Origin of the sequence: Pseudoalteromonas sp. H103 (genome assembly GCF_001469205.1) — a bacterium.
In the GTDB taxonomy this organism is placed as follows: Bacteria; Pseudomonadota; Gammaproteobacteria; order Enterobacterales; family Alteromonadaceae; genus Pseudoalteromonas; species Pseudoalteromonas carrageenovora.
Genome location: NZ_LOFG01000012.1, coordinates 133866 through 150984, shown reverse-complemented (window position 1 = coordinate 150984; position 17119 = coordinate 133866). Strand labels below are relative to the sequence as shown.

At 40.8% G+C, this 17119-nt stretch carries 17 protein-coding genes; 14 read left to right on the top strand and 3 right to left on the bottom strand.

Translation table 11 applies throughout. From position 1 onward, the window contains the following. The first annotated feature begins 101 nt into the window (after window positions 1–101). The 14 genes from rpsB (at window position 102) to ATS74_RS07900 (ending at window position 13463) form a co-directional block, all read left to right on the top strand. A complete protein-coding gene (gene rpsB, locus ATS74_RS07965) occupies window positions 102–830 on the top strand; it encodes a 30S ribosomal protein S2 (RefSeq protein WP_058548383.1) in 729 nt (242 codons plus the stop codon). A 103-nt stretch (window positions 831–933) separates the two neighbouring features. Then, complete coding sequence (gene tsf / locus ATS74_RS07960) at window positions 934–1785, top strand: translation elongation factor Ts (protein ID WP_058548382.1); 852 nt, start codon at window positions 934–936, stop codon at window positions 1783–1785. A 158-nt stretch (window positions 1786–1943) separates the two neighbouring features. Further along, the gene (pyrH, locus tag ATS74_RS07955) at window positions 1944–2693 is read left to right on the top strand and encodes a UMP kinase (protein WP_058548381.1); all 750 of its coding nucleotides are present in this window, start codon (window positions 1944–1946) and stop codon (window positions 2691–2693) included. Window positions 2694–2742: 49 nt separating this feature from the next. After that, complete coding sequence (frr, locus tag ATS74_RS07950) at window positions 2743–3264, top strand: ribosome recycling factor (RefSeq protein ID WP_247655286.1); 522 nt, start codon at window positions 2743–2745, stop codon at window positions 3262–3264. Window positions 3265–3340: 76 nt separating this feature from the next. Then, complete coding sequence (locus ATS74_RS07945) at window positions 3341–4102, top strand: isoprenyl transferase (protein ID WP_058548379.1); 762 nt, start codon at window positions 3341–3343, stop codon at window positions 4100–4102. 20 nt (window positions 4103–4122) lie between these two features. Further along, window positions 4123–4989: a phosphatidate cytidylyltransferase gene (locus ATS74_RS07940; RefSeq protein ID WP_058548378.1), complete on the top strand. Its 867-nt coding sequence runs from the start codon at window positions 4123–4125 to the stop codon at window positions 4987–4989. Beyond that, on the top strand, window positions 4986–6191 hold the full coding sequence (gene ispC / locus ATS74_RS07935) for a 1-deoxy-D-xylulose-5-phosphate reductoisomerase (RefSeq protein WP_058548377.1): 1206 nt from the start codon (window positions 4986–4988) through the stop codon (window positions 6189–6191). Before ATS74_RS07940 ends, ispC begins: the two co-directional genes overlap by 4 nt. A gap of 1 nt (window position 6192) precedes the next feature. Next, on the top strand, window positions 6193–7545 hold the full coding sequence (gene rseP, locus ATS74_RS07930; RefSeq protein WP_058548376.1) for a sigma E protease regulator RseP: 1353 nt from the start codon (window positions 6193–6195) through the stop codon (window positions 7543–7545). A gap of 95 nt (window positions 7546–7640) precedes the next feature. Continuing rightward, window positions 7641–10112 carry an outer membrane protein assembly factor BamA gene (gene bamA / locus ATS74_RS07925; RefSeq protein ID WP_058548720.1) on the top strand — a complete coding sequence of 824 codons (2472 nt, stop codon included), beginning with the start codon at window positions 7641–7643 and terminating at the stop codon, window positions 10110–10112. A gap of 11 nt (window positions 10113–10123) precedes the next feature. Further along, the gene (locus ATS74_RS07920) at window positions 10124–10642 is read left to right on the top strand and encodes an OmpH family outer membrane protein (protein WP_058548375.1); all 519 of its coding nucleotides are present in this window, start codon (window positions 10124–10126) and stop codon (window positions 10640–10642) included. 7 nt (window positions 10643–10649) lie between these two features. Beyond that, window positions 10650–11672, top strand: a complete 1023-nt coding sequence (gene lpxD, locus ATS74_RS07915; protein ID WP_058548374.1) for a UDP-3-O-(3-hydroxymyristoyl)glucosamine N-acyltransferase — start codon at window positions 10650–10652, stop codon at window positions 11670–11672. Window positions 11673–11698: 26 nt separating this feature from the next. Beyond that, on the top strand, window positions 11699–12151 hold the full coding sequence (fabZ, locus tag ATS74_RS07910; protein WP_058548373.1) for a 3-hydroxyacyl-ACP dehydratase FabZ: 453 nt from the start codon (window positions 11699–11701) through the stop codon (window positions 12149–12151). 2 nt (window positions 12152–12153) lie between these two features. After that, on the top strand, window positions 12154–12924 hold the full coding sequence (gene lpxA, locus ATS74_RS07905; protein ID WP_058548372.1) for an acyl-ACP--UDP-N-acetylglucosamine O-acyltransferase: 771 nt from the start codon (window positions 12154–12156) through the stop codon (window positions 12922–12924). A gap of 146 nt (window positions 12925–13070) precedes the next feature. Beyond that, the gene (locus ATS74_RS07900; RefSeq protein WP_058548371.1) at window positions 13071–13463 is read left to right on the top strand and encodes a septal ring lytic transglycosylase RlpA family protein; all 393 of its coding nucleotides are present in this window, start codon (window positions 13071–13073) and stop codon (window positions 13461–13463) included. Here ATS74_RS07900 and cydC read toward each other — a convergent pair. From cydC to cydX, 3 genes are read right to left on the bottom strand one after another with little or no spacing between them, the layout of a single operon-like run. After that, entirely contained in the window at window positions 13446–15188 is a 1743-nt protein-coding gene (gene cydC, locus ATS74_RS07895) for a thiol reductant ABC exporter subunit CydC (protein WP_058548370.1), read from the bottom strand. The two genes, ATS74_RS07900 and cydC, sit on opposite strands and share 18 nt — an antisense overlap. Then, the gene (cydD, locus tag ATS74_RS07890) at window positions 15181–16953 is read right to left on the bottom strand and encodes a thiol reductant ABC exporter subunit CydD (RefSeq protein WP_058548369.1); all 1773 of its coding nucleotides are present in this window, start codon (window positions 16951–16953) and stop codon (window positions 15181–15183) included. The genes cydC and cydD overlap by 8 nt, the downstream gene beginning before the upstream one ends. Continuing rightward, window positions 16943–17107 (bottom strand): cytochrome bd-I oxidase subunit CydX, encoded by a 165-nt coding sequence (gene cydX / locus ATS74_RS07885; RefSeq protein WP_058548368.1) that lies wholly within the window; start codon window positions 17105–17107, stop codon window positions 16943–16945. The genes cydD and cydX overlap by 11 nt, the downstream gene beginning before the upstream one ends. Between the last annotated feature and the right edge of the window lie 12 nt (window positions 17108–17119).

Here is a 17119-nt window from a genome sequence, read left to right as displayed (position 1 = left end):
CGTCACATACACTTGGGTGCATTTGAAGTTTAAATACTTCGGTGTTGGTGCTATGGGATATGTGGAGGCCTAACCCTAAACAACTATAGAGGATCTATAAAATGGCAAACGTTTCAATGCGCGATATGCTTCAAGCTGGTGTTCACTTTGGTCACCAAGCACGTTACTGGAACCCTAAGATGAAGCCTTTCATCTTCGGCGCACGTAACCGTGTACATATCATCAACCTTGAGCAAACAGTACCAATGTTCAACGACGCACTTAAGTTTTTATCAAGTGCTGCTGCAAACAAAGGTAAAGTTCTTTTCGTTGGTACTAAGCGCGCAGCAAGCGACGCAGTTAAAGAAGCCGCTTTACAAAGCGACCAGTTCTTCGTAAATCACCGTTGGTTAGGTGGTATGTTGACTAACTGGAAAACTGTACGTCAATCAATCAAGCGTCTTAAAGACCTTGAAGTACAAAGCCAAGACGGTACTTTCGAGAAATTAACTAAGAAAGAAACGTTAATGCTTAACCGCGAAATGGAAAAGCTTGAAAAGAGCCTTGGTGGTATCAAAAACATGGGCGGTCTTCCAGACGCGCTTTTCGTTATCGATGCTGACCACGAGCACATTGCTATCCGTGAAGCAAACAACCTAGGTATTCCAGTTGTTGCAATCGTTGATACTAACTCTAACCCAGACGGTGTTGATTACATCGTACCTGGTAACGATGATGCTATCCGTGCAATCAACCTTTACACAAGTGCTGTAGCTACTGCTATCACTGAAGGTCGTGAGAACAACATTGTTGCTCAAGCTGAGAAAGACGACTTCGTAGAAGCTGAGTAATTAGCTGTCATCAAGTCTTCATCTTTTTAAGGTGAAGACTTGCTATTCTTGTCGAGCGGGTAACCCGCTTATCTAACCTGATTTCAGATTTGAGGATTTACTAATGGCTGTAACTACTGCCCTAGTTAAAGAATTACGCGAGCGTACTGGCGCTGGCATGATGGATTGTAAAAAAGCGTTAACTGAAACTGATGGCGACATCGAGTTAGCGATTGAAAACATGCGTAAAAGTGGCGCTGCTAAAGCTGCTAAAAAAGCAGGTAACATTGCTGCTGAAGGTACTATCATCATCAAGCAAAATGCTGGTGTTGCTGTACTTGTTGAAGTTAACTGTCAAACAGACTTCGTTGCAAAAGACGTAAGCTTCTTAGCATTTGCTAACAAAGTTGCTGACGCTGCAATCGCAGAAACAATCTCTATCGAAGACTTACAAGCTAAGTTTGAAGAAGACCGTGTTGAGCTAGTTACTAAGATTGGCGAAAACATCAACGTACGTCGTTTACAGTACATCGCTGGTGAAAACCTAGTTGAGTACCGTCACGGTGAGCGTATTGGTGTTGTTGTTGCTGGTGTTGCTGACGAAGAAACACTTAAGCACGTTGCAATGCACGTTGCTGCTTCAAGCCCTGAGTACTTAACGCCTGCTGATGTTCCTGCAGACGTTGTAGAAAAAGAAAAGCAAGTTCAAATCGACATCGCGATGAACGAAGGCAAGCCTGCTGAAATCGCTGAGAAGATGGTTGTTGGACGCATGAAAAAATTCACTGGTGAGGTTTCTCTTACTGGTCAAGCTTTCATCATGGAACCTAAAAAATCTGTTGGCGAAGTTCTTAACGAGAAAAACGCAACAGTTACTGGCTTTGTACGTGTAGAAGTTGGTGAAGGTATCGAGAAGAAAGAAGAAGATTTTGCTGCTGAAGTTGCTGCTCAAATTGCAGCCGCTAAAGGTCAGTAAGATTAACTATTTGTGATGCATAAGGAAATTAGATGCAATTAAAGTACTATTTGGTTTTGCGTCACGCATAGAAATTCTTTAAAATAACCGCGCTTTTATGTTTATCATAAGCGCGGTTATTTTTTACCCATATTTTAATAAAAGTTGGCCCCAATACTATGACTATCAATCGTAAACCTATTTTTAGACGTGTTCTTCTCAAATTAAGTGGTGAAGCTTTAATGGGAGACGAAGGCTTCGGCATCGACCCAAAAGTATTAGATCGTATGGCTCAAGAGATTAAAGAGCTGGTAGAACTCGACGTAGAAGTGGGTTTGGTTATCGGCGGCGGTAACTTTTTACGAGGCGGATCGCTTGCTGAAGCAGGTATGAACCGCGTAGTAGGCGATCACATGGGCATGCTTGCAACCGTTATGAATGGCCTTGCAATGCGTGATGCGCTGCACCGTGCATTTGTAAACTGTCGTTTAATGTCGGCAATCCCACTAAACGGTGTATGTGACGCTTACAACTGGGCTGAAGCAATTAGTTTATTAAAATCTGGCCGTGTTGTTATTTTTGCAGCCGGTACAGGTAACCCTTTCTTTACTACCGATTCTGCAGCGTGTTTACGCGGTATCGAAATTGAAGCTGACACAGTAATTAAAGCAACAAAAGTTGATGGTGTTTACAGTGATGATCCTGTTAAAAACCCAGAAGCGACGCTTTACCGTCACTTAAGCTACAATGAAATCATTGATAAAGAATTAAAAGTTATGGATTTAGCGGCGTTTACATTAGCCCGCGATCATAATATGCCATTGAGCGTATTTAACATGAATAAATCAGGCGCGTTAAAACGCGTAATTATGGGTGAAGAAGAAGGAACACTTATCTCTTCACAAGCCTCAGATGAAGTAATCAAATAATTAGGATTAAACCGTGATTAACGATATTCAAAAAGATGCGCAAGAGCGCATGCAAAAGAGTGTAGCAGCACTAGGTAGCCAATTATCTAAAATCCGTACTGGTCGTGCTCACCCTGCAATTTTAGACGGCATCATGGTGTCGTACTACGGTGCAGATACCCCACTTAACCAAGTAGCTAACGTGACGATTGAAGATTCACGTACACTTGCCATTGGCGTATTCGATAAGTCTTTAGCGCAAGCTGTTGAAAAAGCAATTATGGCGTCTGACTTAGGCTTAAACCCTATGTCAGCAGGTACCGTTATTCGTGTACCTCTTCCTCCGCTTACGGAAGAACGTCGTAAAGATTTAATTAAAATTGTACGCGGTGAAGTAGAAGGCGGCCGTGTTGCTGTTCGTAACATTCGTCGTGATGCAAATGGTGATGTTAAATCTCTACTTAAAGAAAAAGATATTTCTGAAGATGAAGCGCGTCAAGCCGAAGATGCAATTCAAAAGCTTACAGATAAGTTTATCAAAGAAATGGATGCTCAATTAGCAGCCAAAGAAACAGAATTGATGGAAATCTAAACAGCTAATTTTATTAGTTTTGAAACGCCGTCTGGGGTATACTAGGCGGCGTTTTTTTATGGAATAGTCAATATTTATGGTTCTAGACGCTGACACAATTTCACAGCAAAGTTTACCTAAGCATGTTGCCATCATCATGGATGGGAATGGACGTTGGGCTCAAGCTAGAAATAGACCTCGTGTGTTCGGGCATAAAAAAGGCGTGGACGCTGTTCGTCAATCAGTTCAGTTTTGTACTAAATTAGGGATACAGTCGTTAACCTTATTTGCTTTTAGTAGTGAGAACTGGCGCCGCCCAGAAGACGAAGTAAACACTTTAATGGAGCTTTTCTTATTTGTTTTAACAAAAGAAGTAAAAAAGCTTCATAAAAATAATGTAAAACTGACCATTATTGGAGATTTATCACGGTTTTCAGAAAGCTTGCGCAGCAAAGTAGACGCTGCACATAAGTTAACTGAAAATAACACCGGGCTGTGTTTAAATGTTGCAGCAAACTATGGTGGTCGTTGGGATATGGCTAATGCGGCTAAACAGCTTGCTTTGCAAGTGGCGCAGGGCACACTCAACGCAGAAGATATTACAGAAGAGCGCTTAGCGCAGCATATGAGCATGGCAGATCAGGCAGAACCTGATTTACTCATTCGCACAGGTGGCGATGTTCGTATTAGTAACTTTTTACTATGGCAAGCTGCTTATGCAGAGCTTTACTTTACCGAGACACTTTGGCCTGATTTTAATGAAGCAGCTTTTGCTGAGGCCATTGCGTGTTACGTTGCCAGAGAGCGACGTTTTGGTTGTACGGGCGAACAAATAAAACAATTACTCGCTCAAACCTAAATAGAATAAGGGTCACAATTTTGTTAAAACAACGCATTTTAACCTCTCTAGTGCTAGCACCATCTGCACTGGCGCTGGTTTTTTACACACCACTTACGTTATTTAGCTACTTTGCAGGTGCAATTGTTATGCTGGGTGCGTGGGAGTGGTCAGCATTTATGGGCTTATGTGGAAAGCTTAAACGTGGCGCTTTTGTGGTATTAATAGCGGCTTTGCTTGGCTTACTTAATTTACATTGGCCAATCGAATCGTTATGGGTAAATGGCAAGTTAGCCGGGGATGCAAATTACTTATTTACACTGTCCTTTGCATGGTGGATTGTAGCCAGTTACTTAATTTGGCGTTATCCAGCCATGGCTAAAGCGTGGAACGAAGGGTTAGTTATGCGTGGTATTGCCGGGCTCCTAACGCTTGTGCCGTTATGGCTTGCTCTTAATACCCTACGTAGTGCGCAATATGCTGAATCGACCCACTTTGGCTCTGTACTAATTTTAGTGGTGCTAGGCATAGTGTGGAGTGCTGACGTAGGCGCTTATTTTTCAGGTAAAAGCTTTGGTAAACACAAACTAATGCCAAAGGTGAGCCCTAATAAAACCATTGAAGGGCTAGCCGGTGGTGTTGTTGCTTCAATTGTTTTTGTTTTAGCTTTTTGCCACTTTACCGATGTTGATTTAGTCGTTTGGCCTATTTACGCTGTGATGACTGCATTTATTGCCTTATTTTCTGCTGTTGGCGATTTACTTGAAAGTATGTTTAAGCGCGAAGCCGGCTTAAAAGATAGCGGTAGTTGCTTACCAGGACATGGTGGTATTTTAGACAGAATTGATAGCTTAACTGCAGCAGCGCCAATGTTTGTTATGTGTTATGCATGGACCTTGAGTTTATGAACCAAAAGCAACAACTGGTTATTTTAGGCGCTACGGGGTCTATTGGTTTAAGTACATTGGATGTAGTAGCGCGAAATAAAGAATTATTTGATGTATTTGCATTAACAGCCGGCCAAAATGCTAAAAAAATGGCTGAACTGTGTATCGAACACGAGCCGCTTTATGCTGTTATGGCCACTCAGGTAGCCGCAGAGGAACTTAGTTCTCATTTAAATAATACGCCTTGCCAAACTCTAGTTATGCACTCAGTGCAAGCTATGAGCGATTTATGTGCTCATCCTGATGTAGACACTGTGATGTCGGCTATTGTGGGTGCTGCTGGTTTACTACCTACGCTTAGTGCTGTAGAAGCCGGTAAAAAAGTATTGCTTGCCAATAAAGAATCGTTAGTAATGTCAGGTCAGTTGTTTATTGATAAAGTAAAACAACACAAAGCGACCTTATTGCCGATTGATAGTGAACACAACGCTATTTTTCAATGCCTACCTCATTCATTACAAAATGCACAAAGCGATAAAAACCTGCAAGATAACGGTGTAAGTAAAATTCTTCTTACGGGTTCTGGCGGACCATTTTTAACGCGTGATATAAATACCTTAAAAAATGTAACAGTTAGCGAAGCCGTAGCGCATCCTAATTGGTCTATGGGGCAAAAAATATCGGTAGACTCTGCAACAATGATGAACAAAGGCCTTGAGTTTATTGAAGCTAAATGGCTATTTAATTGCGATACCAGCGACATTGACGTTGTTATCCATCCGCAAAGTATTATTCACTCAATGGTGCAATACCATGATGGGTCTATTTTAGCGCAAATGGGTAACCCTGATATGCGCACGCCTATTGCACATGCACTCGCTTATCCTGAGCGAATAAATGCAGGCGTTAAACCGTTAAATTTCTCTGATATATGTGATTTTTCGTTTACTAAGCCTGATTTTGCTCGCTACCCTAACTTACAGCTAGCTATAGATGCGTGTAGTGCAGGGCAAGGCGCTACAACAACGGTTAATGCAGCAAATGAAATTGCTGTTGCAGCATTTTTAAAAGGCCAGATTGGCTTTACTGATATTTATAAAATTAACGCGCAAACACTTGAAGCCGCAACATTTAGTAATGTTAAAAGCCTAGAAGAAATACTTGAGTGCGATAAATTAGCGCGAATTAGCGCTTCGCAATTTATAACAAAAGTGACTCACTAATATGTTTGATTTTTTTTGGAATCTTGGCTCGTTTATTTTAGCACTAGGGATTTTAGTCGCTATACATGAATACGGTCACTTTTGGGTTGCCCGAAAGATGGGTGTTAAAGTGCTGCGTTTTTCAATTGGCTTTGGTAAGCCGCTTTTAAAGTGGCACGATAAATACAAAACCGAATACGTAATTGCTGCGATTCCGCTTGGTGGTTATGTAAAAATGCTCGATGAGCGTGTTGATGAAGTACCTGCAAACGAGCGTCACTTATCGTTTAATGCTAAATCGGTTCAAGCACGCATTGCCATTGTAGCTGCAGGACCAGTGGCAAACTTTTTGTTTGCAATTGTAGCGCTCGCAGCAATGTACATGGTGGGTGTGCAGTCGGTTAAGCCTGTGGTTGGCAGTATTACTGAGGGCAGCCGAGCCGAGCAAGCGGGTATTATGCCATCACAACATATTATAAAAATTGGCGATGACGATATTGCTACATGGCAAGATGCTACATTTTCACTTATGTCTAGTTTAGGTGAGCAAAGTGTTGATGTTACTGTGCGTGATGAAAATCTTCAGACGCGTGTTAAAACGCTTAATTTAGATGGCTGGAAGCTTGATCAGCAAGATGTCCCACCGCTTAGCTCTCTCGGTATCGTGCCATTTAGGCCTCAAGCTACACTCACAATCGCTGCTGTGACTAAAAATTCAGCAGCAGAACAGGCAAATTTACAAGCTAAAGACATTATATTGGCTGTAAACGGTGAAACTATAAGCAATTGGCAGCAATTAGTTAATCTTATTACGCAATCGGCTAACAAATCTTTACAATTTAGTGTAAAAAGACAGGATAGTATAAAAACCATTACAGTGACCCCGAAAGGGCGCGTTGATAATAATGGTATTGAGCAAGGCTTTTTAGGTGTTGCCCCTGTTGTACAACAGTGGCCAGATGGCTACGTTGAGACTAGACATTACGGCCCGCTCGATAGTATCGTGCGAGGCACAAAAGAAACATGGCGCTTAATTACCCTAAGTTTTGACATGATTGGTAATTTAATTACAGGCCAGGTTTCGGTTAAAAATTTAAGTGGTCCGGTTGGCATTGCAGTCGGCGCTGGAACTAGCGTAAGCTATGGCTTAGTGGCCTTTTTAAGCTTTTTAGCCTTAATAAGCGTGAACTTGGGTGTATTTAATTTATTACCCTTACCAGTGCTTGATGGCGGACACTTAATGTATTACATAATTGAACTTTTTCGTAAAAAGCCGGTCTCTGAAAAGACACAAGAGTTTGGTTTTAAAGTGGGCGCCTTGCTGCTCATTTTTCTAACATGTTTCGCTTTGTTCAATGATGTATCGCGTTTGTAGTTACAGCGTGACAATTACTAATTAGAACACGATTGTAAAGCATCATTAAATTGATGCTATGCGGTAATACAGTTGTAAAGGATAAAGATAATAAAATGGCTATAAAAAAACATTTGGCAGTAACAAGTTTATTGGGTGCAAGCTTTGCAGCCCTAGGCCAAAACTCCTTTATTGTTGAAGACCTAAAAGTTGAAGGTTTGCAGCGTGTAGCACTTGGTGCAGCGCTTACGCATATTCCTATTAACGTAGGCGATAACGTAGATGACTACACGATTTCAAAAACAATAAAGTCACTTTATCGTTCTGGGCACTTTGACAACATAAAAGCGCTTCGCGATGGCAATAACGTTATTTTTAAAGTAACTGAACGTCCTACCATTAGCTTTATTGAGTTTGAAGGCAATAAAGATATAAAAGACGAGCAGCTTAATGAATCTCTAGATCAGCAAGATATTCGCCAAGGTGAGCCACTTGATAAAACCGTTATCGATAATATCGAAAAGGGCCTAGTTGAGTTTTTCCACAGTATTGGTAAATACAACGCTAAAGTAGATATCAGTGTAACTAAGTTACCTCGTAACCGCGTTAAACTTAAATTAGAGTTTGATGAAGGTGATGCCGCGTCAATTCGTCAAATTAACTTAGTAGGTAATGAGCTTTTTTCTAATGAAGAGCTTTTAAAGCTTGCTGAATCGCAACAAGATTTACCTTGGTGGCAGTTTATGGGTAGCGATCGCTACCAAAAGCAGACCATTGAAGGCGATTTAGAAAAAATCCGTAGCTACTACTTAGACCGTGGTTATTTACGCTTTAATATCGATTCAACTCAAGTATCTGTAAGCCCTGAACGTGAATCTGTTTACGTTACCGCTAACTTAACTGAAGGCGTTAAATATACCGTTAAAGGCTTTGACTTTATTGGTGATTTACTTGGCCGTGAAGAGTTAATCAAAAGTGTTATTCCACTTCGTGCAGGCGAGTTATATAACGGTTCAGTAGTCACTTCTTCTGAAGAATTTATTAAAAGCTACTTAGCACGTTTTGGTTATGCAAATGCTGAAGTACGTACAATTCCTGAAATTGACGACGAAAAGCAAGAAGTTCAGTTAACGCTTTCGGTAAATCCTGGTAAACGTGTATACGTTCGTCGTATTATTGTTGGTGGTAACCAAAACACCGCTGATGAAGTACTTCGCCGTGAGATGACACAGCTAGAAGGTGCATGGTTATCTAATCAAAACCTTGAACGTTCAAAACTACAAATACAGCGTTTAGCATACATGGAAAGTGTTGATTTTAACGTAGTACCAGTCCCAGGTGTTGATGACCAAGTAGATGTAGACTTTACAGTTAAAGAGCAATCAGCAGGTAGCTTTAATGCAGGCCTTGCATATGGCTCTTACCTTGGTTTGCAGTTTAATATTGGTGTGACCGAATCTAACTTTTTAGGTACGGGTAATCAAATTGGTTTAAATCTAAATACTTCAACAGGTTCTGAAAGCATTAGCTTATCTTACACCGACCCTTACTTCACACCTGATGGTGTATCGCAAGGTAGCAGTATTTTTTACACTAACTATGATGCAAGTAAGTTTAGCTTAGTAGATTACAAATCGAAAAGTTATGGTTTAGGCACTAATATTGGCTTCCCAATTGATGCTGTAAATCGTGTTAACTTTGGTGTTCGTTGGATAAAAGAAGAGCTTTCAGATATAGCTGAGTACGAACAAACTCGTGTACTTCGTGAGACTTTCTTAGATCCAGAAAACCCAGATGCTGGCTTTGACTTTACCAAATATGAGCTAAGTGCAGGTTGGTCGCGTGTTACCGTTAACCGTGGTTTATTCCCAACAGCGGGTTCGCGCCAAACATTAAATTTAACAGCAACTACGCCTAACTCAGACCTTCAATACTTTAAACTGAACTATGATTCGCGTTTTTACTGGCCAATCTCAAATGATCACCGTTGGGTGTTCTCAACGCGTGCAGCGCTTGGTTACGGTAATGGTTATGGGTCAACAAATGGTTATGAGCAAACATTACCATTCCAAGAGTTCTTCCGTATAACGGAAATGGAACTACGTGGCTTTGACCGTAATACAATATTACCTCGTGCTGTATCACGTATACCGCAGTCTATTCCTGGTACACCAGGCGCAGATGGTACAACTACAGGTAGTATTGGTGGGGCAGACGAATTTGATGTGTTAATCCCACAAGGCCGTATTGGTGGTAACGCTAAAGCGGTTGCAGGTATGGAGCTAATTGTTCCTACACCGTTCTTAGATGAAGAAAATACCAGTTCTGTACGTACCAGCTTCTTTGTAGATGCTGCGAACGTATGGGATACTGAATTTAGCGTAGACCGCTATCAAAACTTAGCGCCAGATGAGCGTGCTAAATTAGATGACTATTCAGACCCAATGCGCTTTAGGGTTTCAACCGGTCTTTCATTACAATGGATCTCTCCAATGGGTCCAATGTTGATTAGTTTTGCGTATCCATTGCAAAAAGAAGAAGATGACGATACGAAAACGATCAGCTTTAACATTAGTAACACTTTCTAAAGGAGTTTTTTGTGAAAACATTATTTAAATCAACAGCAGTAGCAGTTTTAGCAACATTAATGATGGGTACTTCAGCGAGTGCATTTGCACACAAAGTAGGTATCGTTGATATGCAAGAAATCTACAAGCAAATTCCTCAAATGGCTAAAATTGAACAGTCTTTACAAACTGAGTTTGCAGAGCGTCGCCAAGAGCTTGAGAAGTTACAAGGCGATATTCGTTTTGAAGCAGAAAAATTTAAGCGTGAAAGCACAACCATGAGCCAAGCTCAAAAAGATGCACTACGTGACAAAATTCAGGGCATGCAAAAAAATCTTGCTGAACAGGGCCGTCCTTTAGAGCAAGAGATTAAAGCACGCCAAAACCAAGAACTTGCTAAAGTTCAAGGTGTGATCATCAAAACAATTGAAGAAATTGCTAAAGATGGCGACTTCGATGAAGTTAAAGTAAAAGACACCACAATTTACTTTAACCCTAAAGAAGTAACTGATCTTTCATCTAAAGTTGTAGCAGCTGTTAGCAAGAAATAATCTATCTATGCAAAATTATACGCTTTCGCAAATTGCGGAACTTCTAGGCGCCGAGCTTCAAGGTGATGGCGCTTTAGAAATAAAAAAAATAGCGACACTTGCAAATGCCCGTTCTGGGCATATTGCATTTTTAGCGAACTCAAAATATCGTACGCAGCTTGAAACCACTCAAGCCAGTGCTGTAATAGTTAGCCAAGCTGATGCTGAATTTTTTCAAGGCAGTAAAGTTATTGTTGGCAATCCATATGTGAGTTACGCAAAACTAGCGCAATTTATGGATACCACACCTCGCTCTGCTTCTACAGGCATTCATCCAAGTGCAACTATTCATTCATCAGCTATTGTTAGCGACAGTGCCGCTATAGGCGCTAATGCAGTAATTGAAGCTGATGCAGTGATTGGTGATAACGCGCAAATTGGTCCGAACAGTTTTATCGGAGAACGTGTTAAAATAGGCTCTGGCACTAAGCTTTGGCCTAGTGTGACTATTTATCACGATGTTGAGATTGGCGCAGATTGTTTGTTTCAAGCAAATAGTGTTGTAGGAAGTGATGGGTTTGGCTATGCCAATGAGCGCGGGCAGTGGGTGAAAATACCGCAACTTGGCTCAGTGATCATAGGCGACAAGGTAGAAATAGGGGCAAGTACCACTATTGACCGCGGCGCACTAGATAACACGATTATCCATAGCAATGTTATTATTGATAACCAGTGTCAAATAGCACACAACGTTGAAGTTAACTCGGGCACAGCAATTGCTGGCTGCACCGTACTTGCAGGAAGCGTTACCATTGGCAAAAACTGCCAAATAGGCGGCATGACTGCAATTAATGGTCACATGTCTGTATGTGATGGTGTTATAATTACCGGTATGAGTATGGTGACTAAATCAATCACCGAACCGGGTATTTACTCATCAGGTATGCCCCATACAACTAACAAAGAATGGCGTAAATCAATTGCTCACTTGCGTAACCTTTCGGACATGAAATCTCGTCTTAAAGCGCTTGAAGCATTGGCTAAGTCATAACGTTGAACACTAATAAGGATGCTATTTTGGCAAACGAATTAAATAGCCTTGATATTCAAGAGATTTTAAGTTTATTACCGCACCGTTACCCGATGCTACTAATTGATCGTGTTATTGATTTTACACCTGGCGAGTCTTTACATGCTATTAAAAATGTTTCTATAAACGAACCTATTTTTACTGGTCATTTCCCAAATCAGCCAATTTTTCCTGGTGTGCTAATATTAGAAGCCATGGCGCAAGCAACGGGTTTGCTAGGTTTTAAAACAGTAGAGAATCGCAGCGAGAACGAATTATATTTGTTTGCAGCGGTTGATAATGCTCGTTTTAAGCAGCCGGTAATTCCTGGCGATACTATGCACCTTCATGTAGAGTTTTTAAAAGAACGCCGCAATATATGGAAATTTGCTGCTGAAGCAAGAGTCGATGGCAAAGTAGTATGTAGTGCCGAAATTATGTGTGCGAGAAGAGAGTTTTAATAGTGATCCATTCTACAGCAATAATCGAACCTGGCGCTAAACTAGGCAACAATGTCTCAGTTGGTCCGTATAGTTATATTGGCAATGATGTTGTGATCGGTGATGACTGTATTATTGAGTCTCACGTTGTTGTTAAAGGGCCGTCTACCATTGGCTCTGGAAATCATATTTTCCAATTTGCGTCTGTAGGTGAAGCCTGCCAAGACAAAAAATACAACAACGAGCCTACTACGCTAATTATGGGCGATAACAACGTTATTCGTGAGTGTGCAACCATTCACCGAGGTACTATTCAGGACCAAGGTGTTACTAAAATTGGTAGCAATAACTTATTTATGGCTTATACCCACGTGGCTCACGATGCAGTAATTGGCGATAACGTTATTTTTGCTAACAACGCAAGTGTAGCGGGGCATGTGCACGTAGGTGACTGGGTTATCTTAGGTGGTAACTCAGGAGTGCATCAATTTTGTAAAATTGGTGATCACGCATTTATTGGCATGTACTCGGGTGTTAATAAAGACGTACCTCCGTTTGTTACTACTATTGGTATGCCTGCAGGCCCTGCAGCAATCAATAAAGAAGGTATGAAACGCCGTGGCTTTGAAAGCGATGAAATAATGGCAGTACGCCGTGCTTATAAAGCATTTTATCGTAAGAGCTTAGGTGTTGATGAAGCAATTTCATCACTAAGTGAAGACGCTGCAAAGTATCCTGCAGTGCAAACCATGATAGATTTTGTTAAAGGCTCTGAGCGCGGCATTGTAAGATAATTACAAGCTTTGCTTTGAGCATTAAAAACCACCCTAGATGATAAATCGAAGGTGGTTTTTTATTGCCCAGAGTTTAAAGCCAATTCAGTTAATACTCAGGGTACTCAAGTTAGTATGCGCTTAATTTTTATAATAAAAGCCATTCTATGCGTTTACCTAAGTTAGTTGTCACTCTTTTTATTACTTCAGTTTTAGCCGCTTGTAGTAGCCAGCCACTCATTAAGTCATCTATAGGAGAAATAACTCAAGTAGGAAAAGCATCTTTTTATGCTGATAAATACCACGGAAGAACAACTGCTAATGGAGAGCGCTTTAGCCAGCAAGCTGCAACAGCTGCTCATTTAGAATTCGATTTTGGTACTAAGGTGGTTGTTACTAACCTCGCTAATAATAAATCAGTAATAGTAAGGATAAATGACAGAGGCCCTTATGTACGTGGCCGTATTATCGATTTATCAAAAAGCATGTTTAAAAAGATAGCCGACCCTAAAGTCGGCGTTATTGACGTGTCTGTAAAGGTATTAAAACCGGGTAGTTAGTGCCACATAATCTGGATAAGCGCTACTGAGCTCTTTATGAGAGCCTTGTGCAACCACTTTACCGTCTTCTAACCATATAACATTATTCATTTGAGTAAGAAGAGCTGGGTCGTGGGTAATTGTAAGTACGCTTGCGTTACCCATTACCTGCATAATGGCGTTCATTACGGTTTGCTTAGATTGGTTATCTAGTCCTTCGGTAGGCTCATCAAGTACTAAAATAGCGGGGTTTTGTAATAAAGCCTGAGCAATGGCTATACGCCTTGATTGCCCTTGGGATACGCTTCGCCCACCGGTACCTAAACGTGTTTTTAAACCCTTTTGTAAATCATTAAACCAAGGCTCTAGCTGCGCAAGTTTAATGGCTTCAAGCATTTCTTCTTTTGTAGCACTTGGTGCAGCATAGCGTAAATTTTCACTTAGGGTGCCATCAAAAATATGATGCTGCTGCGCTAATATATTTATAACGCTTGCGCGGGTGTCATTGCTTAGTGAGTGTAGTTCTTGCGAGTTATTTTGATCACCCAACGTAATGCTGCCTTGCTGAAGTGGCCATAGCCCAGTTAGCAAATTTACAAGCGTGGTTTTACCGCTCCCGCTTCTACCTACAATGGCTACTTTTTGTTGCGCTTTTAGCATAAAGCTCACATCAGTTAATGCATTATGCTCATCGTATTTATAGCTAATGTTATTAAGTGTTAGTGCGGTATTATTTTTATCAAACTGAGTATCAATTAAAGCGCTGTGATTGTTGCTCTGAGCAGATACTTTATCTTGAAGTGTAAATAGTCGCTCTGCGGCTTTTAGCACATTAGGTAACTCTATAAAGGCATTAGGGAGGAGCAATACACTTTCAAAGCTTGCCAATACAAATAGGCTTAGCATAGCAAGCTCTACATTTACCATGGCCCCGCTGTAAACTAATGGCACAATAGTAACAATGGCGCCTAGCATGGCTAATTGCACTACCAGCAAGCTTAAGCCATCACTATTTGCCAGTGCTTTATGGCGACTATAAAGTTGCTGGTTGTACTGTTCATTCAAATCATCACATTTTGAAATTTGATCGCCACCTGCTTGATAAATACTAAGCTCTCTAAGGCCTGTTAGTGTGTCAGAAAGTTCGGCTCTAAGTTGAGCGCTTAGTTGTGTTTCTTTGTGGCTATTTTTGTTTAATTTAGCACTTAATAGAGCTGGTAAAACAACACCAATTAATAAAATGCCAGTAAAACAAATAAGTGCAACGTTTGCATTATAGGCCGCCATAAACACCATAATAATAGGTATGCTTAATAGCGCTACTAGCATAGGCAGTAATATGTTTAAGTAAAATTTATCTAGGGCATCAACATCGTTCTGTAGGCGATTTACTAAATCGGCGCTGCGGCTCATTGCTAAATCTACATTGTTTAGCTTACTTAGTGTTGCAAACATATTTACGCGAATTTCACTAAGCAATAAAAACGTCGCGTTATGTGTTACTAAACGCTCACCATAGCGTGATGCGGTTCGAACAATCGCTAAAAATCGAATAGTCCCTGCGGGTGTAAAGTAGTTCATTTGCACGCCAGCAATACCTGCAGCTGCCATTGAAGCTAAAAACCAACCCGATATAGCGAGTAAGCCCACGTTTGCAAGTACAGTTAAAGTGGCTAAAAAAGTACCCAGCAACATAGCTTTATAGTGCGGGCGGCAAAGCTTTAATAGCCTAATAAAATTAGTCATTATTAGCTCCTTGCACTTGAGTGCTTAGCAGTGTTTTAAACGCACCATTTTGCTTAGCAAGGTGTGAGTATGTGCCTTGCTGTGCTACCTCACCATTTTGCATAACAATAATATTGTTGGCATTTTTTACTGTATTGAGTCTATGAGCTATAACCAGTACCAAATGTGTTTTTGCATAATCGTTTATTGCACGCTGAATAAGCTGCTCTGTTTGGCTATCAAGATGTGCCGTTGGTTCATCGAGTACTAAAATAGGCGCTTGTTTTAAAAATGCACGAGCAAGGGCGATACGTTGCTTTTGTCCGCCAGAAAGCCCTTCGCCTTGCTCGCCTATCAATGTATTAAAGCCATTAGGCAACGTGTTTATAAAATCTAAAGCGCCAGCTTGGTGTGCTGCTTGCTCAAGCTCTAATTGTGAAGCGTCTGGTTTTGCTATTTTGATGTTATCGCTAATGCTTTGATAAAATAGCGTTGGCGTTTGCGGGATCCAGGCAATTTTATTTTGTAGCGTATTAATATTAGTTGCATCTAGTGGCTTGTCATTAATACTGATTTGCCCAACCACCTGAGGGTGAAACCCTAATATGCAATCAAATAAAGTGCTTTTACCTGAGCCACTCGCCCCAACTAAAGCTACTAGGCCTTTATTGGGTAGGGCTAAGTTTATATTTTTTATACCTTCATTACTGTTTGGGTATGTAAAATTTAAGTTGTTAATGCTTATTGTATTTATAGGCTCGCTAACGTGGGCGTTGTTTTGCTGTGATTGTTCAGGAAGCGGCGCATTTAAAATAGTTACCATGTCGGCTGCAGCGCTAATACCTTGCAAGCGAGCGTGGTAGTGGCTACCTAATTGGCGAAGTGGTAAATAAAATTCAGGTGCAAGTAGCAGCACTACAAAACCGGTTGCAAAATCTAGCGTGCCAAAAAATAGCCTAAAGCCAATTATTACCGCAACGAGTGCCACGCTAATAGTGGCTAAAAATTCCAGCGCAAATGACGATAAAAAAGCAATTTTTAATACATCGAGTGTGGCGTGTCTAAAATCATCAGAAATTTTAGCAATATGTTTAAGCTCAGTGCGGGTGGCATTAAATAGTTTTAGTTGCGTTAAACCTTGTATGCGGTCAAAAAAGTAGTTACCTAAAACGGCAAGTTGTTTCCAACGTTTTTGATTTAAATCTTCAGCTTTAGATCCAACTAAAATCATAAAAAAGGGAATAAGCGGAGCGGTTAGTAAAAATATTAAACCCGCTTTATAGTCGGTTGGAAAAATCACCACCAAAATTGCTATAGGAATAAGGGCACTGTAAGCAACACCAGGCAAGTATTTAGCGTAATAGTCGTGTAATGCTTCAACGCCATCGTGCAAGGTGTTAAGCGTTGCTCCTTGACCATGTTGTTCAATGTAGCTAGGCCCTAATTGGGTTAATTTGGTTAATAAGGTTTGGCGCATAGCCGATTTGATTTTAAGTGCAGCAAAGGCACTTAGCCTTTCACTTAGCGCTAAAAAAAGCGCTCGTAGTAAAATAATGCCTGCAAGTGGCCAAAGTAAATGTGTTACTTGAGCAAGGCTTTCACCTTCAAACATTACATTATGAATAGTTTGGGCGAGTAAGTAAGCCCCTGCAATCATTAAAATAGCGTTAAAAGTACCCAGTGCAATGCTTAACTTTAACCACATTGCAGCGGGTTTACTTTGTAGCTTTAAAAAAGCGCGCAGAGACTGCTGCTGCGCGCGATCTAATCGAGGGTTAGTCGTCATTTTTAGCTGAGTTTTTCTCGTTTAATAAATCATGCATAGGTTGTTCATCATCAGCTATGCTGTTTTTATTTTGGTGAAACTCGTACCACATTACGTTTATTACACCTAAGGTACAGGCTAAAAGTACACCTAAAATCCAAGCAAAATACCACATAATTTAGTCTCC